This window comes from Aestuariivirga sp. (assembly GCF_041738905.1).
In the GTDB taxonomy this organism is placed as follows: domain Bacteria; phylum Pseudomonadota; class Alphaproteobacteria; order Rhizobiales; family Aestuariivirgaceae; genus Aestuariivirga.
This window is the reverse complement of sequence record NZ_JBGSOZ010000116.1, coordinates 1-23525: the sequence shown is the minus strand read 5'-3', so window position 1 is coordinate 23525 and position 23525 is coordinate 1. Positions and strand designations below refer to the sequence as shown.

24 protein-coding genes are annotated in these 23525 nt (G+C 62.9%); 13 read left to right on the top strand and 11 right to left on the bottom strand.

Features of this window, described 5'->3' with window-relative positions:
* Positions 1 to 170: 170 nt before the first annotated feature.
* Positions 171 to 641, bottom strand: a complete 471-nt coding sequence (locus ACEW8Q_RS10635) for an NUDIX domain-containing protein (protein WP_373504033.1) — start codon at positions 639 to 641, stop codon at positions 171 to 173.
* 73 nt (positions 642 to 714) lie between these two features.
* Here ACEW8Q_RS10635 and ACEW8Q_RS10630 point away from each other — a divergent pair, with 73 nt between their 5' ends.
* The 5 genes from ACEW8Q_RS10630 (at position 715) to ACEW8Q_RS10610 (ending at position 6367) form a co-directional block, all read left to right on the top strand.
* On the top strand, positions 715 to 1860 hold the full coding sequence (locus tag ACEW8Q_RS10630) for a dATP pyrophosphohydrolase (protein ID WP_373504032.1): 1146 nt from the start codon (positions 715 to 717) through the stop codon (positions 1858 to 1860).
* Between the two features lie 36 nt (positions 1861 to 1896).
* Positions 1897 to 2817, top strand: coding sequence for a metallophosphoesterase (locus ACEW8Q_RS10625; protein WP_373504031.1), 921 nt, complete (start codon positions 1897 to 1899; stop codon positions 2815 to 2817).
* Between the two features lie 84 nt (positions 2818 to 2901).
* Entirely contained in the window at positions 2902 to 4119 is a 1218-nt protein-coding gene (locus ACEW8Q_RS10620) for an LptF/LptG family permease (protein WP_373504030.1), read from the top strand.
* The gene (locus ACEW8Q_RS10615; RefSeq protein WP_373504029.1) at positions 4116 to 5192 is read left to right on the top strand and encodes an LptF/LptG family permease; all 1077 of its coding nucleotides are present in this window, start codon (positions 4116 to 4118) and stop codon (positions 5190 to 5192) included. Before ACEW8Q_RS10620 ends, ACEW8Q_RS10615 begins: the two co-directional genes overlap by 4 nt.
* Before the next feature lie 98 nt (positions 5193 to 5290).
* A complete protein-coding gene (locus ACEW8Q_RS10610) occupies positions 5291 to 6367 on the top strand; it encodes a diacylglycerol kinase family protein (RefSeq protein ID WP_373504028.1) in 1077 nt (358 codons plus the stop codon).
* On the opposite strand, the gene ACEW8Q_RS10605 is transcribed toward ACEW8Q_RS10610, so the two are convergent.
* The 10 genes from ACEW8Q_RS10605 to ACEW8Q_RS10560 form a co-directional block, all read right to left on the bottom strand.
* On the bottom strand, positions 6364 to 7572 hold the full coding sequence (locus tag ACEW8Q_RS10605; RefSeq protein WP_373504027.1) for an aminotransferase class I/II-fold pyridoxal phosphate-dependent enzyme: 1209 nt from the start codon (positions 7570 to 7572) through the stop codon (positions 6364 to 6366). The genes ACEW8Q_RS10610 and ACEW8Q_RS10605 overlap by 4 nt on opposite strands.
* Position 7573: 1 nt before the next feature.
* Entirely contained in the window at positions 7574 to 7819 is a 246-nt protein-coding gene (locus tag ACEW8Q_RS10600) for an acyl carrier protein (protein ID WP_373504026.1), read from the bottom strand.
* Positions 7820 to 7821: 2 nt separating this feature from the next.
* The gene (locus tag ACEW8Q_RS10595; RefSeq protein ID WP_373504025.1) at positions 7822 to 8787 is read right to left on the bottom strand and encodes an NAD-dependent epimerase/dehydratase family protein; all 966 of its coding nucleotides are present in this window, start codon (positions 8785 to 8787) and stop codon (positions 7822 to 7824) included.
* A 33-nt stretch (positions 8788 to 8820) separates the two neighbouring features.
* Complete coding sequence (locus ACEW8Q_RS10590; RefSeq protein ID WP_373504024.1) at positions 8821 to 10611, bottom strand: fatty acyl-AMP ligase; 1791 nt, start codon at positions 10609 to 10611, stop codon at positions 8821 to 8823.
* Between the two features lie 160 nt (positions 10612 to 10771).
* Positions 10772 to 11308 carry a hypothetical protein gene (locus ACEW8Q_RS10585; protein ID WP_373504023.1) on the bottom strand — a complete coding sequence of 179 codons (537 nt, stop codon included), beginning with the start codon at positions 11306 to 11308 and terminating at the stop codon, positions 10772 to 10774.
* A 107-nt stretch (positions 11309 to 11415) separates the two neighbouring features.
* Complete coding sequence (locus ACEW8Q_RS10580) at positions 11416 to 12180, bottom strand: sterol desaturase family protein (protein ID WP_373504022.1); 765 nt, start codon at positions 12178 to 12180, stop codon at positions 11416 to 11418.
* Positions 12180 to 13250, bottom strand: a complete 1071-nt coding sequence (locus ACEW8Q_RS10575; RefSeq protein WP_373504021.1) for an AbrB family transcriptional regulator — start codon at positions 13248 to 13250, stop codon at positions 12180 to 12182. Before ACEW8Q_RS10575 ends, ACEW8Q_RS10580 begins: the two co-directional genes overlap by 1 nt.
* Positions 13250 to 14056 (bottom strand): HAD-IIB family hydrolase, encoded by an 807-nt coding sequence (locus tag ACEW8Q_RS10570; RefSeq protein ID WP_373504020.1) that lies wholly within the window; start codon positions 14054 to 14056, stop codon positions 13250 to 13252. The genes ACEW8Q_RS10575 and ACEW8Q_RS10570 overlap by 1 nt, the downstream gene beginning before the upstream one ends.
* Positions 14053 to 15150: an NAD(P)/FAD-dependent oxidoreductase gene (locus ACEW8Q_RS10565; protein ID WP_373504038.1), complete on the bottom strand. Its 1098-nt coding sequence runs from the start codon at positions 15148 to 15150 to the stop codon at positions 14053 to 14055. The genes ACEW8Q_RS10570 and ACEW8Q_RS10565 overlap by 4 nt, the downstream gene beginning before the upstream one ends.
* Entirely contained in the window at positions 15147 to 16082 is a 936-nt protein-coding gene (locus ACEW8Q_RS10560; protein ID WP_373504019.1) for a 3-keto-5-aminohexanoate cleavage protein, read from the bottom strand. Before ACEW8Q_RS10560 ends, ACEW8Q_RS10565 begins: the two co-directional genes overlap by 4 nt.
* 143 nt (positions 16083 to 16225) lie before the next feature.
* Between ACEW8Q_RS10560 and ACEW8Q_RS10555 the strand changes: the two genes are divergently transcribed.
* From ACEW8Q_RS10555 to ACEW8Q_RS10520, 8 genes are all read left to right on the top strand, one after another.
* The gene (locus tag ACEW8Q_RS10555; protein WP_373504018.1) at positions 16226 to 17212 is read left to right on the top strand and encodes a GGDEF domain-containing protein; all 987 of its coding nucleotides are present in this window, start codon (positions 16226 to 16228) and stop codon (positions 17210 to 17212) included.
* 61 nt (positions 17213 to 17273) lie between these two features.
* Positions 17274 to 17933, top strand: coding sequence for a metallophosphoesterase family protein (locus ACEW8Q_RS10550; RefSeq protein WP_373504017.1), 660 nt, complete (start codon positions 17274 to 17276; stop codon positions 17931 to 17933).
* Between the two features lie 163 nt (positions 17934 to 18096).
* Positions 18097 to 19263, top strand: a complete 1167-nt coding sequence (locus ACEW8Q_RS10545) for an extracellular solute-binding protein (RefSeq protein WP_373504016.1) — start codon at positions 18097 to 18099, stop codon at positions 19261 to 19263.
* A gap of 158 nt (positions 19264 to 19421) precedes the next feature.
* Entirely contained in the window at positions 19422 to 20507 is a 1086-nt protein-coding gene (locus ACEW8Q_RS10540; protein ID WP_373504015.1) for an ABC transporter ATP-binding protein, read from the top strand.
* Complete coding sequence (locus ACEW8Q_RS10535) at positions 20500 to 21504, top strand: ABC transporter permease (RefSeq protein ID WP_373504014.1); 1005 nt, start codon at positions 20500 to 20502, stop codon at positions 21502 to 21504. The genes ACEW8Q_RS10540 and ACEW8Q_RS10535 overlap by 8 nt, the downstream gene beginning before the upstream one ends.
* Entirely contained in the window at positions 21501 to 22412 is a 912-nt protein-coding gene (locus tag ACEW8Q_RS10530) for an ABC transporter permease (protein WP_373504013.1), read from the top strand. Before ACEW8Q_RS10535 ends, ACEW8Q_RS10530 begins: the two co-directional genes overlap by 4 nt.
* An 89-nt stretch (positions 22413 to 22501) precedes the next feature.
* Entirely contained in the window at positions 22502 to 22945 is a 444-nt protein-coding gene (locus ACEW8Q_RS10525; RefSeq protein WP_373504012.1) for a DGQHR domain-containing protein, read from the top strand.
* A gap of 33 nt (positions 22946 to 22978) precedes the next feature.
* A complete protein-coding gene (locus tag ACEW8Q_RS10520) occupies positions 22979 to 23524 on the top strand; it encodes a transposase (protein WP_373504011.1) in 546 nt (181 codons plus the stop codon).
* Position 23525 lies beyond the last annotated feature (1 nt).

Genomic DNA, 23525 nt, shown 5'->3' with positions numbered 1-23525 from the left:
GAGGCGCGGCACGTCAAAACGTGCTGGGATCGGATGACCGGACGCGAGTTGTCAGGCGGACGCGCAAAGGCGCGTGACGCGGGCTCGTCGTCGCTGGTTCATGTGCTCCATCTCGATCATGCTGCGCGCCATAGCTTTACGGACGGTGAACGTCAAGAAAAACTGCCTGCTCACCAGTCCCGGGTGGGTGCTACGCCATCGAGCACTTCGGCGATGCGCCGCCGCGTGCCCCCGGTGGTATCGGGCGGAAGCGCCCCCACGGAAAAGAACCGGGCCTCTGCAATTTCAAGATTGCCCTGGAACCTGCCCTCGCTGAAGGCCCGCAGCACAAAACAGGCGACATGGTCGCCGGGGAACTGCCTGTCATTCAGGAACATGCCATGAAGCCGGGGCTCTTCCTCCGCGGTGATGGCGGCTTCCTCGCGGACCTCGCGGATGGCGGCCTGGTACAGCGTCTCGCCACGCTCGACCCCGCCGCCCGGCAGCAGCCAGCCCGGCGCATAGGTGTGGCGCACCAGCAAAACCTCTTGCGAGGGTCTGACGATCAGGGTGCGCGTGCCCAGCGTCATCCCGCGCATCTGCCGGTAGAGCGGCTGCATGACCAGTTTCTGGGCTGTCTTGAAGAAGACTCTCTTGAGCATCCCTGAACGGTTAGCCTGCCTCAAGCTCACCGCCAAGCTTGAGTTCCGGGTGACACGGCAGTAATGCCGCTGCATGAGCGAGGAAATCACCGTCACGCCAGTCCGGGGCAAGCAGGACATCAAGGCCTTCCTCGATGTACCCTTCGCTCTTTACCGGAACGACCCGAACTGGGTGGCGCCGCTCTACTTCGAACGCTTCGATCATCTCGATCCGAAGAAGAACCCATATTTTCAGCATGCCGAAGCGGAGCTCTTCATCGCCAGGCGCGGCGGCAGGCCAGTAGGCCGCATCTCGGCGCAGGTCTGCTGGCTTCGGAGCGATCTCTACAAGGATGATGTCGGGCAGTTCGGCTTCCTCGAAGCGGAAGACGATCCCGGTGTCTTCGCCGCCCTGTTCGAAACGGCTACGGCCTGGCTGAAGCATCGCGGGATGACGAAGATCCAGGGGCCGTTCAGCTTTTCGATCAACGACGAGATGGGCCTTCTGATCGACGGATTCGACACCCCGCCGTCGATGATGATGGGCCATGCCCTGCCCTATTACGTGACCCGCGTCGAGGAACAGGGCTTTGCCAAGGCGAAGGACGTCATCGCCTACGACTACGAGGACAAGGGCGACGGCATGCCACGCGCAATGACGGCAGCGCACGCAAAGGCCATCGCCGCCAAGGACATCCGCATCCGCCCGCTCGACAAGAAGAACCTTGCCAGCGAACTTGACATCATCGTTTCGATCCTCAACGACGCGTGGTCCGACAATTGGGGCTTCGTGCCGTGGACGAAGGACGAGATGACGGCACTGGGCAACAACCTGAAATTCCTGGTGACCGGAGAATTCATTGCCATTGCCGAGCACAAGGGCGAGGCCGTCGCCATGGCGGTGTCGCTGCCCAACATCAACGAGTGGATCGCGGGGCTGAACGGCAGGCTGCTGCCCTTGGGCTGGGCGAAGCTGGCATGGAGCCTCTTCGGCAAGCCACCGCGCTCGATCCGCATGCCGCTCATGGGACTGCGGAAAAGCTACCACGGAACGGCACTCGGCGCGGCACTGGCGCTGGGCGCCATCGGCCAGGTGCGCCTCTATCATACCTCGCGCGGCACGAGGCACGGTGAACTCTCCTGGATCCTAGAGGAAAACCTGCCGATGCGCCGGATGATCGAGATGACCGGCGCCCGGCCCTACAAGACTTATCGCATCTACCAGAAAGACATCGGCTGAGGCCGCCGCTTCGCCTGCAAGGACCAACGAGACCCCGTGTTCAGCCTCGCGCACCTATCAGACATTCATCTCGGCCCCCTGCCCAAGGGCGCCTCCCGGCGTCATTTCGCGTTGAAGCGGACCATTGGCGCCTTCAACTGGCGGCTCAACCGCCATCGCGCTCACAGCCCGACAGTCGCGATGACGATCGCGGAAGACATCCGGATGCAGGCACCCGATCATGTGGCATTGACGGGCGACATCGTGAACGTGGCGGCCCACGATGAGTTCCCCGCTGCCGCCGAATGGCTTCGCGTCTTTGGCCCCCCGGACTGGATCAGTTTCGTTCCCGGCAATCACGACACCTATGTGCGCTGCGACTGGCAACATGGTCTCTCGCACCTCGAGGCCTACATGCAGGGCGACATGCGGGTGAAGCATACCCAGTCGACGGCGCAGATCGCAACACCCTTCCCCTATGTGCGGCTGCGGCGGAATGTGGCCCTGATCGGCGTTTCGACCGCCGTGCCGCAGCCCTTGCACCGGGCCTCGGGCCTGCTGGGGCGCACGCAACTTGAATCGCTGGCCTTCCTGCTCTCCGACCTCCGCGAGCGCGGTTATGCCCGCGTCGTGATGATCCACCACCCGCCGCTCCCTGGCCTTGCCAAGCCGCGCAAGGCCCTGGTGGACGCGGGCTGCATGCGCGACGTGCTCGAAGCGCATGGAGCAGAACTCGTTCTGCACGGGCACAATCACGAGCACATGCTGAACGTCGTCAACTCGCGCTGGGGGCCGGTCCATGTGCTGGGAGTTCCCTCAGCCTCCATGGTCCAGAGCATCCATCATCCGCTTGCCGCCTGGAACCTCTACCGGATCCAGCGCCAGGGTGGAAAATGGGCCATTGGCGTCACCACCCGCAGCCTCGACCTCGAGTCGCGCGCAATCTCCACGATTGCCGAATTCCCGCTTTCAACATGATCGGGGGCTGGGCTAGATTGCCGCCAATGAAACCGTGCCGTTTCCACAAGATATCCGCATCGCGCGGGAGCAGATCGGAACCCCGTGTTCGCAATCGTTGACCGCCATGTGCTGAGGCAGGTGTCGCTGCCGCTGGCTGGAACGCTGGTGATCGGCCTGCTCATGCTGCTGGCCGACCGCATGGTGCGCCTGCTCGACACCACGCTCGGCAAGAAGAACTCCTTCACCGTGGTCTTCGAGATGCTGGCCTATCTTGTGCCGCATTACCTCGGCACGGCACTGCCCGCTGCGCTGTTCCTCGGCCTGCTGCTGGGCTTCGGCCGCATGTCCGCCAATTCCGAGACCGACGCCTTCATGGCGTCCGGGGTCAGCCTGCACAGGCTGGCGCGCCCGGTCATCCTGCTCGGCGTTGTCATGAGCATCCTGTCAATCGCCATTCTCGGCTGGGTGCAGCCCCACGCCCGCTATGCCTACCGCTCGGTGGTGTTCGACGTCTCGAACGTCGATGTGTTCTATCTCGCGGAGGAAGGCGTCTTCATGCAGGCGGGCAACCGCACCTTCATCATCGACAAGCTGGATCGCGGCAAGAATGCCTTCGACCACGCCTTCATCTTTCAGGACAAGGGTGTGGAGGGTTCCGAAACCGTGACGTCGGCGAGAGGATCGCTGATCGAGAATCCGAACGGCCAGAGGCCGACGCTGCATCTGGAGGAGGGCCACAGGTTGTCGTTCAAGGCAAGGCCGTCGCCTGCCGCATCTCCCGCGGTGATCGGTGAAACCACGGAATTCGCCCTGGCGGACACGCCGCTGGGCCGCCTCTCCAAGGACATCTTCCGCCCGCGCGGCGAGGACGAACGCGAACTGACCCTGCCGGAACTCTTCTCCGCCCTCGACAATCCGCCGCCCAAGGCCAAGCGCACGGAAGTCGCCTCGGAACTGAGCGAGAGGCTGGTCAACGCCGTCAGCATCCTGATCCTGCCCTTCCTCGCCATTCCCTTCGCCGTGGGCTCGCGCCGCAGCCAGCGCGGGTTCCGCACCGGCGTCGCGCTGATCCTGATCATCCTCTACAACGAGGTGATCCAGCAGGGCGCGTCGGCGGCCAACAATGGCGTCGTCTCGCCCCTCGTCTCGCTGTGGCTGCCGTGTTTCCTACTCGGCGTCTTTGCCGCCTGGCGCTACATCGGCACCTGCTTCACGCTGCGTCCCGATCCGGTGAGCGCCACACTCGACCGCGGCGGCGAACTGATCGCGGGCCTCAGGCATGCGGTCATGCGCAAGTTCGGCTGGGAGCAGCAGGCATGATCAAGATCATCGGCTGGATGCTGATCCGCACGGTTGCCTCGCGTTACCTGGCGATCCTGCTTGGCATCTCCTTCTTCGTCCTCTCACTCGACCTCGTGACCTATGCAAAGGACATCCAGGCGCTGCGCCCGGGATCACTCAGCATCCTGCCCGAATACATGCTGATGCGGGCCCCCTCGGTCATCTCGAATTACATGGGTATCAGCATGCTGCTGGCGATGCTGCTCTCGCTCACCGAACTCAGCTACCGCAACGAGATGGTCGCCATGTGGGCGGCGGGCCTGTCGCCCGCGCGCCTTATCGTGCTGTTGCTGCCACTGGCCTTCCTGGCGGGCGGCCTGCAATTCGTGCTCTCCGATTCCGCCATCCCCGCCACCTCGCCGCAACTGCGCGACTGGGGCATCGGCGACTATGGAACCGACAAGCTGAAGGTGGGCGAGAAGGACCCGATCTGGATGCGGGCGGGTGGCGACATCCTGCGCGCCGGCAGCGCCAACGCCGACTCGACCGAACTTGAGGACGTGATCATCTTCCGGCGCGACGAGAAGGGGCTGCTGCGCGAGCAAATCTATGCCAAATCCTCCAAACTCTCGGATGGCCGCTGGACGCTCTCCGACGTGCTCGTCTACTACCGCGACAATCTCCAGCCCTCGCGCCTTGATACACTCGTCTATTCGGGCTCGATGAAGCCCGCGCAGGCTGGCGCGCGCTCGGGCGCTCCGGAAGACATGTCGCTCTCCGACCTCTCCTATTTCATCGAGAACCAGGGCTTCGGCATCCGGCCCGTCTGGGTCTACCAGACCTGGCAGCACAAGCGGATCTCGCTGTTCTTCTCCGGCCTCCTGATGATCGCACTGTGCATTCCGCTGGCCACCCGCTTCCGCCGCGGCGGCGGCCTCGGCGCGCTGTTCGCGATCGGCGTCGGTCTTGGTTTCCTGTTCTTCATCGTCGATGGTGTGTCGCTTACCATGGGCGAGCTTGGCTTCGTGGCACCGTGGCTCGCGGCATGGCTGCCCCTTGTTGCCTTCGGATCGCTCGCCGCGGTGATGACGCTCCGCGCCGAGAATGTCTGAACGATCGGGCAAAGCCGCATGATTGCGGTAACCTTCTGGTGGCGAAGTTTCACTATGCTGATCCATCACGCACAACGTTTTTCGGGATCGGCACAGTCATGGCGGACGCTCCGCGCACCAGTTCCCTTGCGGGCGGCATATTCGCACGCGAGAGCACGTCCGCAGTTCAACCGGCCATCCCGCGCTGGATCGGCCATCATCGCGTGGACCGCCGCCCGGTGACGCGCGCCGGGCTCATCGTCAATCCGCGTGCCGGCAAGGGCAGCGGCAAGGGCCTTGCCCTCGCCGGGAAACTGCAGGGCGACCCTACGGTCACGGTGCGCGTGCTGGAGCATTTCGAGCAGCTCTCCTCAATCATCGACGACATGGCGCGCGAAGAAGTCTCGGACCTGTTCATCAGTTCCGGTGACGGCACCATCCAGGAAATCCTCACGCAGATCGGCGAGAGGCGTCCTTTCCGGCAGGCGCCGCGCATCAGCCTGTTGCCGCACGGCACCACCAACCTCACCGCTGCCGACCTCGGCTTCCGCCGCCACTCGATCGAGGCGCAAGCCCAATTCATGAAGCGCCTTGCACCAGCAGACCTGCGGGCCCGCCACACCATCCGTTGCGCCAATCCGGGTGACGGCAAGGCGCGCCACGGCATGTTCGTCGGCACGGGCGCGGTCGCGACGGGAACGCTGTTTTGCCAGCAGGCCTTCAATGCGCGCGGCGTGAAAGGCCAATGGGCCACCTTCGGCACGCTCGCCAGTGCCGTTGCCAAGGCCGTGTTCACGGCACCCGATCCGCATGACCAGAACCGCCTCGACCGTGCCTATGACATTACGGTGGAAGCCAATGGCCGGCGCTATGCCGAAGGCCATCAGCTCCTCCAGATGTCGACGACGCTCGACAAGTTGGTGCTGAACACGAAGCCTTTCTGGGGCGGCAAGACAGGGCCGATCCGGACGTCGATCTTCCCCTATCCGGTGCCATCAGTGCTGCGCTGGCTGCTGCCGGTGATGTATGGCAGCGAGACGCGAACGCCGCCGCCCAAGTCAGTAAGCTTCTGCTCCGATGAACTCCGCATCGCGTCGAACGTGATGTTCGTCATCGACGGCGAGTTCTTCGATCCCCCGAAGGACGGACCTCTGAAACTTGAGGCGGGTCCCGTCCATACCTTTGTGTGCGGCTAGGCCATCACCGCCATCTTGCCGTGGCCTTGCGCCACAACCGTTCCGAACAGGTCGATGATGCGGTCGATATCGGCGTCCGTATGCGCGGCCGAAACCGAGCAGCGCAGCAGGCAGAGCTTGTTGGGCGTTCCCGGCGGCAGCGCGATATTCACATAGACGCCCGACCTCAGCAGCGCGTTCCACATCGAGATGGTCGACGGCTCATCCGGGCACTTCACCGCGATGACGGGACTCACCTGATCGCAACCAAGTTCAAGTCCGAGCGACTTGAACCCTTCGAACAGACGGGCCGAATTGTCGCGCAGCTTCTGGCGGCGCTGCGGTTCCTTGGCAATCTTGCGGATGGCCGCAATGGATGTGGCGACCGAGGCCGGTGATGACGACGCCGTGAACATGTAGGGGCGCATCGTGTAGCGCAGGTACTCGAACAGCGGATGATCGCCCGCGCCAAACCCACCGATGGCGCCAACACTTTTCGAGAATGTGCCGACGACGAAATCGACTTCCTTCTCCAGGATCGCCTCATCCGCAAGGCCGCGGCCATTGGGCCCCAGCACGCCGAAGGAATGCGCTTCATCGACGAGCAACTGGAAGCCATGCTTATTTTTCACTTCAACGAAATCGGCGAGCGGCGCGCGGTCCCCCATCATCGAATAGATGCCTTCGAGCACCACGAGCTTGCCGCCGCCATCGTCTTCGCCGCGCGACAGGCGCTTGTCGAGATCGGCGGCATCGTTGTGGCGGAAGCGCACGAGCTTTGCGCCCGACAGCGTGCATCCGTCATAGATCGAGGAGTGCGAGTCTGCATCGAGATATATCGTGTCGCGAGGACCGGCGAGCCCAGACATCATGCCGAGATTGGCCTGATAGCCCGTCGTGAAAACGATGCAGTGCTTCCGATCGAGGAATGCCGCGAATTCACGTTCGAGCTCAGTATGAAGCGCGAAGGAGCCATTGGCGATGCGCGAGCCCGTGGTGCCGGTGCCGAAATCATCCAGCGCCTTCTTGCCCGCCTCGATGCAATCGGGATCGAAGGTGATGCCCATGTAGTTGTTGGTGCCGGCGAGGATGGTCTCGCGGCCATCGATGATCGCGCGGGTGGGCGAGATCATCTCCTCGTTGGTGACGCCGATGGCATTGACGCCCAGCGACATCATGCGCGCGTGGCGGTCAGCAATTCCCTGCAGCTTGGCGAGCAGATCCATGTCAGCCCTTGTCCTTCTTCACCCGCGCCTCGACCACCTTGGCAAGATCGCCGATGGTCCGGGTCTCGGAGAGCACGTTGAGTGGAATCTCGATGTCGAAGTGATCCTCGACCTCCATCACAAAATCCATGACGGTGACGGAATCGATGTTGAGGTCGGTCGAGATGTCTGTGGTGGCAGAGAGCACGGTGCCGTTGGTGTTGAACGGTTCCAGCAGGCTCGAGATCTGCGCGACGGTATCTGTCATCTTCACGTCCTTGAATTTTGTGCCGTTCTATCGGCACGGGGGCCTGCAGGCAACCATCCCGCTTCGCGGTACCAGGCAACCGTTTCGGGATATCCCGCCTCGAACGTGACGGGATCGGAAAGAGACAGCGCACCCGCGCGGCTGACCCAATCGCGATGATAGAGTTCCGCAACCTTGCCACGGTTCACCATCCCCGGCTTGCCCGACAACCGCGACAGCGCTTCCGCACCGAGCGCCACCGCCATCGGCACCATGCGTGGCAGGTAGACCGCGCGGATCGGCTTCTGGCGCATCGCTTCCGCGACGCGGATGAGATCGGGCCAGCCATATCCGCCCGGCTGTCCGTCGCTCACCTCGTGAATACCCTGTTCCGTGCCGTTGACAGCCGCGGCGATGATACGGGCCAGATCACCGCCATGGATCAGCGAGAAGCGCGCATCGCGCGGGCCCGGAATGGCGGCGATGGGCCTGGTCAGTTCCTTGATCAGCGGCAGAGTACCCTTGTCGCCAGGCCCATAGACGGCAGGCGGACGGATCACCACGGCGTTGAGCTTGTCCGAAAGCCTCATGATCGTATCTTCGCCCGCCCGCTTGCTGGCGCCATAGGGCGAGAGCTGCGGTTCGCGCGCCGAGAGCGACGAGACATGGACGAAGCGTCTTGTACCGGCCCGAACGGCGGCCTCCGCCAATGCCAGCGTGCCATGGGCATTGACGCGGAAATAGCCATGAAGCTCCAGCGCCGTAATGGCGCCTGCGAGGTGAACCACTGCATCGGCATCCTTCACCAGCCGGTCGAGCGCGGCATCGTCGTGAAGGTCACCCTGAACCAGTTCCACCGCAGATGACAGGCCGGCGCGATCCGGCCGGCGCACCAGCGCCTTCAGCCGATGGCCCTGGGCCAGCAGTTCGGCTACGGCGTGGCGACCGGCAAAGCCCGTGGCCCCGGTGATGGCAATGGTCCGGCTCATGGTCTCCGATATGGGGTCGGTCCCCCGCTGGCGCTACTGCGCGGCTTCGAGGAACGCCGGTTCCGCCGCCAGGGCGATCTCGGCAATTTCACCCGACAGGTATTTCTGCTTGGAACCAGCGCGCGACAGTTTACCCGACGATGTGAAGGGCAGGCTCTTCGGCGGCACCATCACCACCTTGCACTCGACGCCGGCACTGCGATGGACAACGGCCGACACCTCATGGCGCAGCGCGTCTACAGCGGTCTGGTCATGCAGCCGGCACTGTACCAGCACCACGACATCATCGTCGCCGTCATCACCCTCGACCGCGAAGGCCGCGACATCGCCCGAGCGCAGCGGCTCGATCTGCTCGGCGGCCCATTCGATGTCCTGCGGCCAGATGTTGCGGCCGTTGTGAAGGATCAGGTCCTTGGCGCGGCCGGTGATGACGATCTCGCCATCGAGCCAGTAGCCCATGTCTCCCGTATCGAGGAACCCGTCGGTGCCGATGGCGGCCGCGGTCGCATCCTCATTATGATAGTAGCCCGCCATCAGGCTTGGCGTGTTGACGAAGATGCGGCCCACGCGGCGATCCGGCAGGGCAAGGCCCTGCTCGTTGCGGATTTCAACGGTGCTCTCGGAGAGCGGCCGGCCGCACACCACGAAGCTCCGCGAATTGGCCCCTGTCGACGGCACGGCACGGCCTTCGGTCTTCAGTGCGTGACGGTCGATGGCGTCGATGCGGATCGGCTGGGCGGGATCGACGAAGGAAATCGCCAGTGTCGTCTCGGCCATGCCGTAGCTCGGCAGGAAGGCCTGCGGCTTGAAGCCCGCGACAGACAGCATGGCGGCAAAATTGTCGAGCACGTCGGCACGCACCATGTCGCCGCCGATGCCCGCCACGCGGAGACCCGACAGATCGAGCGTTACCGCCTCGCCATTGATGCGGCGGCCCGCGAGATCATACCCGAAGCTCGGCGAATAGGTGATGGTCGAGCGATTGTCGGACATCAGCCTGAGCCACAGAGCAGGACGGCGGGCGAATGACGTTGTGGCAAGGAAGTCAACCGTCACCTGCCCGAGGAGCGGAGACAGGCAGAAGCCCACGAGCCCCATGTCGTGATAGAGCGGCAGCCAGGAAAAGGCGCGGTCATCCGGCGTGAGCTTCAGGCCCTCGCGCAGAATGGCGCGGGCATTGGCGAGAATCGCCTTCTGGGTGATGAGCACGCCCTTGGGGCTGGAGGTCGAACCGGAGGAATACTGGATATAGGCATCCTCGTCCGGGCCGAAGGGCTCGAGCTTGGTGGCGGCTTCCGGAAGGGACTGCAAGGCGGCGTGGGTCAGAACGCGCGCGACACCGGCCTTTTCCGCACCTTCGGAAATATGGCTCAGAAGGTCATCGCCCGTCACCACGGTGCAGGCCCTGGCGGCCGCCAGCATTCCGGCAACGCGGTCGATATAGGAGTCCTTGCCGCCAATATACATCGTGTAGGGCATGGGGCACGGGATGAGCCCGGCATACTGGCAACCGAAGAACACGGCCATGAATTCAGGCCCTGTTTCAGCCACGACAGCCACGCGGTCACCGCGCTTCAGGCCCAGCGAGAGCAGCTTCCGCGCAGTCGAAATGGCGCGATGGCGAAGTTCTGCATAAGGCAGGACAGTCTGGAGGCTGCCGCGGGAGGAGTAGAAGTTGAATCCGGTCACGCCCTGCGCGGCATAGTCGAGTCCCTCGGCCAGCGAGCCGAAACCACCAAGATTCTGTGCGAGCCTGCGATTGACGGTCAGGGTAGGACGGTTTTCCGTCCCAGTGTCAACGCTCCGCTTCAGTGCACCCTGCATTCGCTCAAAAACCCCGGAAAACAATAATAATTTTGACACCTGAACAAAGAGTTTACCCTGATTCAGCTATCCATCCTCTCACTAACAGGGCCCCGGATTCTATTGAAATCAATTGCTGTTTCAGATTGTAACCGCAGGCGGAAGCAGGTCCGCCCGCCGGTCAGGCGGTGATGAAGCCGAGATAGATTGCAACGCCCAGCAGGACCAGCGCGCCGAAGGCAAAGCCCGATGTCCATGCGAGGATGAGGGAGCCCGACGAATATCCGGACGACGGGGGATCAAGGCGCACAGCCGCAGCCTGCCGCTCGCGATTGACAAGCCGGTGGGCCATGTGGCGGCGGATTTCAACGGTCATGGCGCGGCGGTCCGCACTTTCGAACACGATGTCCCGCTCATCCTGGCGGTCTTGCATGAAGCGGTAAGTGCGGTGGTCGGGCTCCATCAGCACATAGGAGATCAGATCGATCCAAAGCCGCGGCGGCTCACCCGGTACCAGAGTCAGGTCGAAGAGCCCCCGGGCCTCGGCCGACGACTGCACGACCGGCGCCAGATCGTCCTTCAGCAATTGCAGGCGGAGCGATTTCGAATCGCGAAGGTCCAGCGCCGCGTCGAAATGAGCGGCCTCGGCCAGCCTTGCCTCGCGCAACGCCTCCTTCAGTCCGCCATCCTCGCCGTGTTTCGTGGGCGCCTTCGCCAAATCCGGTGCTCCTCGGGTCCCTCGCCTGTTCCAACATGGGACAGATGGCAGGACTGTGTCCTCTGAGGCCATTCCGGTGCAGGGGCCGTGCCACCCGCCGCTGAAATTCAGGACCGGTCAAAGGGCCGGGCAAGAAGTCCACCGATGCCACGGTCCTTCAGGCCTTCGGTGCCGATCGGCATGTCCGGGGTGCGGCGGGTGGCGCTGCGGCTGCCGAAAAGCCGGTCCCAAACGGAGAGAAGGGCCGAATAGTTCGAATCGGTGTCCCGGCGGATGGCATGATGGTGAACCCAGTGGATCGACGGCGTGACGATGAGGAACGACAGCGGCCTCTCCAGCCAGACGGGCAGCCTGACGTTGGAATGGTGGAAGATCGCCACCACCGCCAGCAGCGTCTCGAAGATCACCACGTTGAGCAGCGGCACGCCCAGCAGGAAGATGACAGCCGCGCGGACCAGCGAGGACAGGAACACCTCGCCAAAATGGAACCGCAATGCGGAGGAGGCGTCGAGAAACTCGTCGAGGTGGTGAACCTCGTGAAAGCGCCAGAGAATGGGCAGTTCGTGGTTGGCGCGGTGCCACCAGTAGATCCAGCAGTCGAGGATCAGGAGATCGAGCGCCAGCCCCGCCCAGCCGGACCACCACTCCGGCCGCCAGTCCAGCGCATGGGACGCGGCAAGTGCCGAGACCGGCACCACAACCACCCAGGACAGCAGGGCATTCACCCCGGCGAGCGAAATGTTCTTCAAGACCCGTTTGAGGCCACCGATGACGCGGGCCGCCGGCATCACCCGGTCCAGGACCAGGAAGATCGCCAGAGCCGAGAAGACCACGAGGCCCTTGTAGGGAAGAAGAAACGCGAGCTTGTCCATCAGCGGTCCTCTAGCTTGGAAGGCATGCTGGGCGAAGTGACATTCACGTGAGCCCCCATGCGGCGGAGCACGAAAGCCGTCACCATCGGCATCATCAGCGCGAGGCCCAGATACCGCGCCATCTGGTGGGCACCCACGTAGGCCGGGTCGAGGTTGAGGGAAAACGCCATGATGGTCATGGCATCGAGACCGCCCGGTGAAAAGGCCAGGAGCGTCAACGCCAGTGGCAACCCCGCCACGGCGCTGGTGATCCAGGCGCCGGCGATGGCGATGACAAGGGCGATCAGGAATCCGGAAAAGCCGTCCCGCAGCGCGTCCGTAAACTCCCGGAAGGTGAAGCCCGCAAAGCGCGAGGCGATCATCACGCCCAGGACGATGTTGGCCGGGATGAGGATGCTGTTGGGCGCAGCACCCGAAATGACGCCTGTGAGTTCCAGCGCGGCGCTGGCCAGCATCGGCCCCAGCATCAATCCGGCGGGAACCCTGAGCCGCTCAAGCGCGAAGCCCGCCAGTGACGAGATCACGATGAGGATGGCGATATCCGTCACGCTGCCGATCACGCCAACGCCCACATGGACGGGTTCCGGCGGCGACAGCCATGCGATGACCGAGGGAAGTGCCGCGACGAGGAAGAACAATCTGATGCACTGTGCAATGGTGACGCGCCGCATGTCGGCCGTCGTGGTGCTGGCCAGAAGCAGTACCAGCGAGAGAGCGCCCGGCAGGCTGGCGAAGAGTGCAGTCGGCTTGTCCCACCCGCTGCGCCGCACATAATACCATGTGCAGGCCCAGGTGACCGCGACGACCGTGACGCCCAAAAAGATGATCGAGAGCGGCCACTGCGCCGCGCGGTCGACCGTGTCCCACGTTACCGACGTCCCTGTCTGTATGCCAAGAAAAATGAACGACAACGCCTTGAGCCAGTCCGGCATGCCGACGCGGATGCCGGAGAAAATCGCGATGATGCCTGCAACCATGCTTCCCGCGAGCCAGGGCGCGGGGACGCCGAGACCCCAGCAGGCAATCGCGCCGGCAGCGCCTATGGCAAGCCCGGCGACCGTGTCACGCATCAGGCATTCCGTGCACGGAGCACCGCATCGGCAAACTCCGCAAAGCCGTGGCCGCCCTCGCCCTCGGTCACATAGTTCGGAAGATGCGGCATGAGCTTCGCGAAAGGCCTGATGTTGGCCACGCCGATCCCCAGCGGAAACACCGCATACATCGGCGCGTCATTGGGCGAGTCGCCGCAGTAGGCGATCGATTTCAGATCCCTTTCCACAATTATATCAAAGATTTCGGACAGGAACCTGCTACTCATGGTGAGCTTGTCATGGGAACCGAACCAAGCGTTCACATGGATCGATGATACTTTCGCAGCGGCCCCTTCCTTGTGGAAGGCCTCAGCAATCTTCTGGGCTTCGGCCAGCGGTAGCGGCGGCACGTCCTCGCAGAAATCGATGGCGACGTCGATCTCGCGATAGGCCTGATCGGAGGCGATGGCCGTGCCCGGAAAATCCGTCAGTACGCGCCGCGCAATCGTCCAGAGCCGTTCGGTGTTGGCGCCGCGCTCTTCCGCGCTCTGCGCATAGACGCGGATCATTTTCTTCGCATCATCGTCATAGCGGAAATAGAAAGCGCCATTCTCGCCGACGACTCCGTCCACCGGCCATTGCCGGGCGATGAGATCGCACCAGCCCGCAGGCCGCCCGGTGATCGGCACTACCTTGATCCCGGCACGCTTGAGCTTCCACAAAGCCGCGAAGGCTTCTGCCGGCAAGCGGCCATGGAGAGTGAGCGTGTCGTCGATATCGGTAAGCACGGCGGCCACCCCGGCGAGCAATTCGCGAGGCGCGTCTTTCAGGGGCTTCATGGTCATGTGAGTGCAGGCCTGTCAGGGTGATAGGGAGTGAGCAGCGGATCGCGCCTGCAGTCGAGAATTTCTTCCGCCGCGAAGCGGCCGATGGCGGGAGCGAGTGTCACGCCCGAATGCGTGACAGCAACATAGAGGCCTGCCCGCCCGCGCGGGCGTCCCACGGCGGAGAACCCGTCGGTGGGCGTCGGCCTGTAGCCGACCGTGTGGAAATCGAGGCCGATTCCCTCGGCACCCCGCACCATTGCCTCCACCTTGGCCTGAAGGTCGGCGGCCAGCTCGTCCGCCTTGCCTTCTGGATCGGCCCCGGCGAAATCCGTGCCCGCCACGATGCGGCCTTCGGCGGTCTGCCGGATGTGCAGGCCCGGCGTCATCACGAGGCCGTTCAGGAGCTTCGGCGCAGGCTTCGAATGGGCGAGAAGGCCCACAGGCGCGCTCATCTTCAGCGTGATGCCAACCCCGTCGAGAAGGGCTGCCGTTTCTGCTCCCGCCGCGACCACGATCTCGTCGGCATGGATGACGCCGTCGTTGGTCATGACGCCGGTGCAGCCTTCATCCTTTTCTTCCAGCCACTTGATCGGGGTGTTGCCCAGAATGCCTGCGCCCAGCCGTTGTGCGGCGGCAAGAAGAGCCTGTGTGGCGGCCAGAGGTTCCAGCATCCCCTCGCCTGCGACATGATAGGCGTGGTCGGGAACCTCCCTGAGAGTGGGTTCGAGCGCCAGGATTTCGTCCCGGTTCACCCGCCGGATCGGATGGCCCCAAGCCGCACGCTCCGCTGCGTAGGCATCGAGGTCGGCGGGCGGCGTGTCCCAGATCAGGCCGCCGCACCAGTTGACCGCGAGGCCGGGTACTTCGCTTTCGATCTGCCGCCACTCCGCAATCGAGCGCATCCGGAGCCTGAAGTAAGGCTCGGGGTTGCCCCAGCTGGCGTTGATCCACGCCCACGAACTGCGCGTCGCCACGCCGCCGGGCTCGCCCGAATCGACAACAGTGACCTTCGCCCCGCGCTTGGCCAGGTTCCAGGCAATCGAGGCGCCGATGATCCCGGCTCCGACGACGATGACGCGCTTCGGCATTGCGTGTTCCTTGCGGGACGTCAGAACTTCACGTTCGAGCCGCCCTTGGTCTCCAGCATGGCGCGCGCCTCTTCCGCCGAGGCGATGTCGATCGAGAGCTCCTCCAGGATGTGGCGGATCTTGGAAACGAGCGCCGCGTTGGAGGGCGCGAGCTTGCCCTTGCCGAGATAGAGATTGTCTTCAAGCCCCACGCGAACATTGGCGCCCATGGTGGCGGCCATGGTGGTGAAGGGCAGCTGGAAGCGCCCCGCGGCCAGCACCGACCAGTGATACTGGTCGCCAAACAGCCGCTCCGCCGTCTCGCGCATGAACATCACGTTCTGCGGGTCGGGGCCGATGCCGCCGAGGATGCCGAAGATCGTCTGCACGAAGAGCGGCGGCGTCACCAGCTTGCGGTCGAGGAAATGAGCCAGCGTATAGAGATGGCCGACATCGTAGCACTCGAACTCGAAGCGCACCCCATGGCCCTTCCCCAGCCGCTCGAGGATCTTCTCGATGTCGCCAAAGGTGTTGCGGAAGATAAAGTCCTTGGAACCTTCGAGATGGGCGCGTTCCCACGGGTGCTTGAAGTCGTTGTAGCGCTGCAGCATCGGGTACAGGCCGAAGTTCATCGTGCCCATGTTGAGCGAGGTCATCTCGGGCGAGAAGGCTTCCGCTGCGGCGATGCGCTCGTCGATCGACATGCCCTGCCCGCCGCCCGTGGTGATGTTCACGATGGCGTCGCACGACTGCTTGATGCGCGGCAGAAACTGGTTGTAGACGTCGGGCGCACCCGCGGGCCTGCCGTTTTCGGGGTCGCGCGCGTGAAGATGAAGAATCGAGGCGCCGGCTTCAGCCGCGTCAATCGCTTGGGTTGCGATCTCGTCCGGAGTCACCGGCAGATAGGGCGACATCGACGGCGTGTGAATGGACCCCGTGATGGCACAGGTGATGATGGCTTTCGATTTCTTCCGCAATTTGGCCTCCCATGACGCGTCAGGGCGAACCTAGCCAGCAAGCCCCGCCGCGTCACGCGGAAGTTTCGGCAGGGAAGCCATGCAAGATTGCGGCAAGCCTCGCGACGTAAACTTGCCATGGTTCACCTGCTTGCGACGTGACGATGCCACCATTTCTCCGCCTCATACTCGCTGCGTGTTCTGGCTTCGCGGGCCTCGCCGCGCTGCTTCTGATCCTGCGCGCGGGAACCATTCCCAACCAGCAAGGCTGGCTCCTTGCCTCGGTGACAGTGTTGATCGCTGCTGCGCTGTTTGGCTCCGTCGCCGACGTCCTGCAGGGCCGGATAGCCGATGGCAGCGACGGCAATGCTCCTGCGGCCACCGCAGCCGACCGCGAGGTCCATGGCGAGGTGGTGAAGATTCTCGGGCTCCTCAAGAACCAGGAGGAGGCCAGCTCAAGCTTCAGCATGGCTCTTGACAAGGCCAAGGATCAGCTACCCGACAGCCTCAGCCCCGGGCAGGTCCGTCTGATCGTATCCTATCTGATGACCGAGAATGACAAGATGCGCGAACGCTCGTCGCAGTTGCAGTCGAGCCTCGAAAGATCACAACAGCAGATCGAAAAGCTGAAGAGCAATCTCGCCGCCGCCGAGGCGCAGGGTCTCAGCGATCCGCTCACCGGTCTCAAGAACCGCCGCAGCTTCGACATCACCATCGCCGCCGAGATCGTTGCGGCCCGCAGCGTCTCGAAGCCCTTGTCGCTGGTCATGGCGGACATCGATCACTTCAAGGCGATCAATGACCGTTATGGCCACCAGTCGGGTGACGACGTGCTGAAATGGTTCGCGAAGATCCTGTCCAACAACATGAAGGGCCGCGATACGGTGGCCCGCTATGGCGGCGAGGAGTTCGCGATCCTGCTTCCACAGACTTCGCTTGAAAATGCTGTGGTCATCGCCGGCCAGATCAGGACCCAGCTCGAAGGACAACTCTGGAAGAAGCCCGGCGCTCCCAACACCATGCTCCGGGTCACCGCCTCCTTCGGCGTGGCGCAACTGGCCGATGGCGAAGGCACGCGCGGCCTCTTCGAGCGGGCCGATGCCAAGCTCTACGAGTCGAAGGCTGCTGGCCGCAATCGCGTTGCCGCCTGAACCAGACGCGGGACATTCTTGCGTCCAGCCACTATGTCCTTTGTCAGGATAAGGACAGGACATGCTCTTCTGTATCGGCGACATCCACGGACACTTCGACAAGCTCATGGCCCTCGTGGGCCATTGCCGCGCCTTCGCAGAAGCTGCCGGCGTGGAAACGACCTCTTTCATTCTATTGGGCGACTATGTCGACCGCGGACCGGCATCACGCGAGGTACTTGACTTCCTCGCTGCACGGCCCGCCAATCTTCGGGCGATATGCGGCAATCACGAAGACATGATGATGGCCGCACTGGCCGGCGGCGAACAGTTGGACCGGTGGCTCTCGAATGGCGGATACGAAACGCTGGAGAGCTATGGAGCGGACGACTTGCACCAGGTTCCACGCGACCACTTCGACTTCCTGTCGGCCCTGCCGACCTTCATCGACGACGGACAGCGCCTGTTTGTCCACGCCGGGATTGATCCTGCAGCGCCCGAGGCCCGCGACCGCCACACTCTGCTGTGGACGAGAAAGCATCCGCCGGAAGACCAGACCCTTTCCCGTTTCATTGTTCACGGCCACACGCCCGTGCGAGGCCTTCCCGAACTGAAGCGCAATCGGCTCAATCTCGATACGGGTGCCGGTTGGGGTCGTCGTTTGAGCGCGGCTGCGTTTCTGCCTGGCTCTACCCCTCCTGCCGCCTTCATCGACGACATGGGTCATGTGACGCGCGTTTGAACTTCCATCTGATGTGAGAACTGTTCGGCACTACGCCTCTTGCCTCCATGTCATCTGATCGTCATACTGTCTTGAAATGAAACCAGAAGCCGGTGAAACCGGACGGCAAGATTTAAATTTCCGCTAGGGCATCCCGCCCTTGCGACCAGGAGGATCGTCACAGATGAAAAAAACCATTCTCACCCCCACTCAGGAAACCATTCGCGCGGCAGCGCTCTCCCGCCGCACGCTGCTCAAGTCGGCCGCCGCCTTTGGCGCTGTCGGCCTGACGAGCCCGCTTTACATCAAGCGCGCCCTCTCTTCCTCGGGCGAACTGAACCTGCTGATGTGGTCGGACGAATTCCCCGATCCCGTGCTGCCGAATTTCGAGAAGGCGACCGGTATCAAGGTGAACTCCACCCCCTTCTCGCAGAACGAGGAGCAGATCAACAAGCTGCAGGCCACCGGCGGCGAGGGCTTCGACCTCTGCCAGCCCACCCAGAACCGCGCACCCCAGTACAAGGACCTCGCCGTCCTTGCGCCCTTCGACATGAACCGCATCAAGAACCACGGCAACATCATCCCCTCGATGGTTGAAGCCGCCGGCAAGCTCTGGACCTGGGAAGACGGCCTCTATTACATGCCGCATTGCTGGGGTTCGGAAGCCATTTCCTACCGCACCGACCTGTGGAAGGGCGACCCGAAGGACCTCAGCTACGGTTCGCTCTGGGCTGAGGACGTCAAGGGCCACACGCAGGGCCGCGGCCACTCCTTCCTGCTCGGCATCGGCCTGTGGATGGATGCTTCTGGCAAGATGCCATCGAACCGCATGCTCGACGGCTACAAGGACGAAGAGAACTTCAAGAAGGTCTGGGACCCGATCCTTGCCTTCGCCATCGAGCACAAGGCCTGGGTGAAGCAGTTCTGGGATTCGGCCGATAACACCAAGTCGGGTCTCATGGAGAACGACGTGTGGATCGGCCAGACCTGGGATGGTCCGGCACTCTCGCTCAAGAAGGACGGCAAGCCCGTCAACTATCAGGCCCCGAAGGAAGGCGCCATCGCGTGGGTTGACGGCCTGTCACTGATGAAGGCCGCCAAGAACACCGACCAGGTCTATGCCTTCCTCGAATACCTGCAGACGCCGGAAGCCTCTGCGGCCGTCGCTGAAGGCTCGGGCTACAACCCGGTCGTAACCGGCGCCGACGCGCTGCTGTCGGACGTGGCCAAGAAGAACTTCCAGGAAGCCTTCCCGGGCGACGCGCTGGCGAACCTCTGGCCCTGGCCGGCGGAGCCCACCTGGTACGCGGAAATCCGCAGCCAGTACGTCGACAAGTTCAAGGCCGCCTGATCGCGCCTCGCACACGTCAAGACAACGCCAGCCCCGGTCGCTCCGGGGCTGGCTCATTTTCGGGCACGGGTTGGTTCTACTTGATCTCTGTGCAGGTTCGGTAGAAAGTCCAGTGAGCAGCTGCAAAAAGACAGCAATTCCAGGGGGCATCAGGGCGCATGAGCGCGGGCGTAGAGCTTGATCACGTAACCGTCCGGTTTGGGCAATTCACCGCCGTCGACAATGCGACGCTCGATATCAGGGGGGGTGAGTTCTTCTCCTTCCTCGGGCCATCGGGCTGCGGCAAGACCACCATCCTGCGCACGGTCTCGGGCTTTCTCGATCCGTCGGAAGGTGCCGTGCGGATCGGCGGGCAGGATATGACGGGCATCGGCCCCAACAAGCGCCCCACCGCGCTGATCTTCCAGAACCTCGCGCTGTTTCCGCTGATGACGGTGGCCGACAACATCGCCTATGGCCTTCGCGTGCGCGGTGTCTCGAAGCCTGAGCGCATGAAGAAGGCGCAGGAGCTGCTCGACCTGATCGCGCTTTCCGACCAGGGGGCCAAGCTGGTGGGCGAACTCTCAGGCGGCCAGAAGCAGCGCGTGGCGATTGCCCGCGCATTGGCTGTGCAGCCCAAGGTGCTGCTTCTCGACGAACCGCTCTCGGCCCTGGACCTGAAACTCCGCCAGCATATGCGGAACGAGCTCCGCGCCATCCAGCAGCAGGTGGGCATCACCTTCATCTACATCACGCATGACCAGGGCGAGGCCCTCACCATGTCGGACCGGATCGCGGTCATGTCGGATGGCGTGATCCAGCAGGTGTCCGACGGCAAGACCGTCTATGACGAGCCCGACACCGCATTCGTCGCCTCCTTCGTGGGCGAGAACAATCCCTTCACCGGCAAGGTCATCCGGGCCGATTCCACGGGCGCCGTGGTGCAGACCGCTTTTGGACCCTTACGCGGCCGCAACCCGAAAAACCTGAAGGAAGGTGCCGCCGCCACGCTTTTCGTCCGGCCGGAGTCGCTCAGGCCCGGCAAGGGCGAGGCCGATACCACGCTCTCCGCCGAAACGCTCTCCGCCGCCTTCGAGGGCAACGCCACGCATGTGTTCCTGAAGGGCGTGGCCAAGAAGGACATCACCATGACGGTGGGCCGCCAGAACTCCGTTCCTCTGCCCGCCGCCGGCGAAAAGGCGACGATCTCGTATGAACCGATGATGGGTATCGTGCTGCCGGAAGGAAAGATGGCCCGTGAGTAGCCGCCTCTTCGTCTTCATCCTGCCCTTCGTGGTGATCGCCATCTTCTGGGCGATGTCGCGGTATGAATCGAAGGCCGCGCACGACCCCACGCACAAGGGCTTCTTCGAGCGCAACGGCACGGTGCTCGGCATCGTGTTCATCTTGCTCGTGGCCTTCTGGGCGCTGTTCCTGGTCACGCTCCCCTATCTCTACATGGTGGTCGAAAGCTTCCACCCGAAGCTGCCGCCCGCCCAGCGCGGGGGCCCCACGGACGTCCTCACCATCGCGCAATACAAGTCGTTCTTCATCAACCCCGTCGACAACGAGGTGAACGGCATCCACATCTATGCCTTCGCCTACTCGATCATCACGTCGGTCGCGGTGACGGCGCTCAACTTCGCCATCTGCTATCCGCTGGCCTATTACATGGCGCAGGCGGGCACGGCGCAGAAGGTGCGCCTCCTCATGCTGGGCCTGATCGTGCCCTATTGGGTGAACGAGATCCTCCGCGCCTTCGCGCTCCGCCTGCTGCTGGCGTCGAACGGCCTCATCAACCAGACGCTCATCGGGCTGGGCATCACCGACGAGAAGATCGACTTCCTCGGCAACAACACCGGCCTCTATGTGGGCCTGTCCTATGCCTATCTGCTGGTGATGGTGTTCCCGCTCTACAACGCCATCGAAAGCCTCGACAAGAACCAGGTGGAGGCGGCGCGGGACTTGGGCGCCCCCTGGTGGAAGATCCACCGCGACGTGGTGATGCCCTATGCCAAGCCCGGCATCGCCAGCGGCTGCACCATGGTGTTCATGCTCTCGGCGGGCTCGCTCGCCGCACCGCAGTTCCTCGGCGGCCCGTCGACGCTGTGGTTCACCTCCATCGTCTATGACTTCTTCTTCCAGTCCTTCAACTGGCCGCGGGGTGCGGCCTATGCCTTCATCCTGCTCGCCGCCTGCATCGCCTTCGTGATGCTGATGCTGCGGATGTTCAAGGTGTCGCTCGGGGAGACGATCAAGTGAGTTCGAAGCATGTCATAAAGGGGATGATCGGCTTCTATATCCTGCTGTTCTTCCTCTACCTGTTCGGGCCGCTGCTGGTGATGAGCGTCACCGCCTTCAACACGCCGAATTACCCCACAGCCATCCCCTTCGAGGGCTTCACCCTCGACTGGTTCGTAAAGCTGTGGAACCACCGCGCCATGATGGACGGCTTGAAGAACTCGATCATCATCGGCCTCGGCGTCGTTGCCATCTCGGTGCCGGTGGGGCTGGCCGCCGCCATCATCATGAACCAGATCTATCACCGCGCGCGAGGCCTCTTCTATCTGGTCACCATCTCGCCCGTGCTCACGCCCGGCGTCATCATCGGCATCTCCACGGTCATCTTCTGGAAGGACTTCTTCGAGGGCGGCGACCGCGTGACGGCGCTGCTGGGCCTCGACTGGAGCGTCAAGGGCACCTTCTACAAGGGCATCGTCCTCGCCATTTTCGGCCAGGCGAGTTTCGTCTCGGCCTATTGCCTGCTGATCATCATGGCCCGCCTGCAGCGCTTCGACCGCGCGCAGGAGGAGGCAGCGCTCGACCTCGGCGCGTCATACCCGCAGGTGTTCTGGCACATCCTGCTGCCCTTCCTGAAGCCCGCGCTGATTTCCGCCGCCGTCATCGGCTTCCTGTCGAGCTTCGAGAACTACAACACCACCACCTTCGCCATCCTCGCCGACAAGACGCTGGTGACCGTGCTCGCCGGCGAAGCCCGCCAGGGCACCACGCCAGCCCTCTCGGCGCTGGCCGTCATCATCATCGGAATCTCACTGGCCGGCGCCATCGTCTACGAAGTGATGAAACGCCGCGAGGAATCCATGGCGGAACGCGCGAAGGAGCGGGCGAAGATCGCGGAGCGGGGGGAAGTGATTTTGGGGGGAACGTAGACTCTATTTCTACAAAAACTGGTCATTGCGTAACCTTGGGCAGAAGGACTATCTTTATTGAACATTTTCCGCCAAAGGCACAAAAGACAATGACGGCGAAGCGCCTTTCCTTTCCCGCTCTTCGGTTGAAACAGAACGAGCATACCTTCTACTTCACAACGATTCCGATTGAGGATTTATTCCCTAGTTGCTTCGTTGCACGGCGGGACGAAGATGCCCTTGCTGGTTTTCAGAGGGCGTTGAACGAAGGAAGAGCAAACGACATCGCCAAATATTTGTCTTCAGGTTCCGGTTCGATACCGAGCAACATAGTGCTGTCTGCTCAAGGTAATGCTGATTTCAAATATAATACCCGGTCAAAAACAATCTCATACGCTGCCGAAAAGTTGGCTTTGTTGGTCTTGGATGGGCAGCATCGGCTCTGGGGTTATCAGAAGAGTAGAGTGAGGCATCGAGTGCCCGCTGCAATTTACAGCGGCTTATACCAATCCGCGTTGAAGGTGACTCTGGGGGGCTTCACAAATCAGCTGTGAATTGATTCAAGGTGGGAAACAGGGAGCGATACCATGGCCGCCTTGCCACTCCGTGCCGATTTTGACGCGAAGTCCTGCCGCCTGGCTGCCAGGCATGCGGGAGATGCGTCCCAAGCCCGGCGGCTTCTGTCGATTGCCGCGATCTATGATGGCGCAAGCCGCGGCGAGGCAGCTGTGCTGGGCAGCGTCACCGTTCAGATCGTCTGTGACTGGGTCAAGAAGTTCAACGCTCACGGTCCTGATGGGCTGATCAACCGCAAGGCGCCGGGCAAGCCGCCGAAACTGACGGCCGAACAACTGGCAAAGCTTGCCACGATGGTGGAGAGCGGCCCGATACCGGCTAGCCATGGCGTGGTTCGCTGGCGCATCATTGATCTGTGCCAATGGGTTTGGGAGGAGTTTCGCGTGTCCGTCAGTGAGGACACTGTGAGCCGCCAGTTGCGGGCAATGGGATACCGCAAGCTTTCGGCAAGGCCTCGTCATCATGCGCAAGCCGAGGGAGCGATTGAGGATTTTAAAAAAGCTTCCCGGCGAAGCTGGCGCAGATCGCAAAGCAAATGGACGTCTCTCCCCACATGAT

Bases quoted from the DNA above. Each gene is read 5' to 3' on its own strand.
- ACEW8Q_RS10630 (WP_373504032.1), top strand. From the start codon at position 715: ATGAGCGAGGAAATCACCGTCACGCCAGTCCGGGGCAAGCAGGACATC.
- ACEW8Q_RS10590 (WP_373504024.1), bottom strand. From the start codon at position 10,611: ATGCAGGGTGCACTGAAGCGGAGCGTTGACACTGGGACGGAAAACCGT.
- ACEW8Q_RS10600 (WP_373504026.1), bottom strand. From the start codon at position 7,819: ATGACAGATACCGTCGCGCAGATCTCGAGCCTGCTGGAACCGTTCAAC.
- ACEW8Q_RS10545 (WP_373504016.1), top strand. From the start codon at position 18,097: ATGAAAAAAACCATTCTCACCCCCACTCAGGAAACCATTCGCGCGGCA.
- ACEW8Q_RS10540 (WP_373504015.1), top strand. From the start codon at position 19,422: ATGAGCGCGGGCGTAGAGCTTGATCACGTAACCGTCCGGTTTGGGCAA.
- ACEW8Q_RS10570 (WP_373504020.1), bottom strand. From the start codon at position 14,056: ATGACCATGAAGCCCCTGAAAGACGCGCCTCGCGAATTGCTCGCCGGG.
- ACEW8Q_RS10575 (WP_373504021.1), bottom strand. From the start codon at position 13,250: ATGCGTGACACGGTCGCCGGGCTTGCCATAGGCGCTGCCGGCGCGATT.
- ACEW8Q_RS10555 (WP_373504018.1), top strand. From the start codon at position 16,226: ATGCCACCATTTCTCCGCCTCATACTCGCTGCGTGTTCTGGCTTCGCG.
- ACEW8Q_RS10615 (WP_373504029.1), top strand. From the start codon at position 4,116: ATGATCAAGATCATCGGCTGGATGCTGATCCGCACGGTTGCCTCGCGT.
- ACEW8Q_RS10605 (WP_373504027.1), bottom strand. From the start codon at position 7,572: ATGGATCTGCTCGCCAAGCTGCAGGGAATTGCTGACCGCCACGCGCGC.
- ACEW8Q_RS10580 (WP_373504022.1), bottom strand. From the start codon at position 12,180: ATGGACAAGCTCGCGTTTCTTCTTCCCTACAAGGGCCTCGTGGTCTTC.
- ACEW8Q_RS10635 (WP_373504033.1), bottom strand. From the start codon at position 641: ATGCTCAAGAGAGTCTTCTTCAAGACAGCCCAGAAACTGGTCATGCAG.
- ACEW8Q_RS10550 (WP_373504017.1), top strand. From the start codon at position 17,274: ATGCTCTTCTGTATCGGCGACATCCACGGACACTTCGACAAGCTCATG.
- ACEW8Q_RS10525 (WP_373504012.1), top strand. From the start codon at position 22,502: ATGACGGCGAAGCGCCTTTCCTTTCCCGCTCTTCGGTTGAAACAGAAC.
- ACEW8Q_RS10520 (WP_373504011.1), top strand. From the start codon at position 22,979: ATGGCCGCCTTGCCACTCCGTGCCGATTTTGACGCGAAGTCCTGCCGC.
- ACEW8Q_RS10595 (WP_373504025.1), bottom strand. From the start codon at position 8,787: ATGAGCCGGACCATTGCCATCACCGGGGCCACGGGCTTTGCCGGTCGC.
- ACEW8Q_RS10610 (WP_373504028.1), top strand. From the start codon at position 5,291: ATGGCGGACGCTCCGCGCACCAGTTCCCTTGCGGGCGGCATATTCGCA.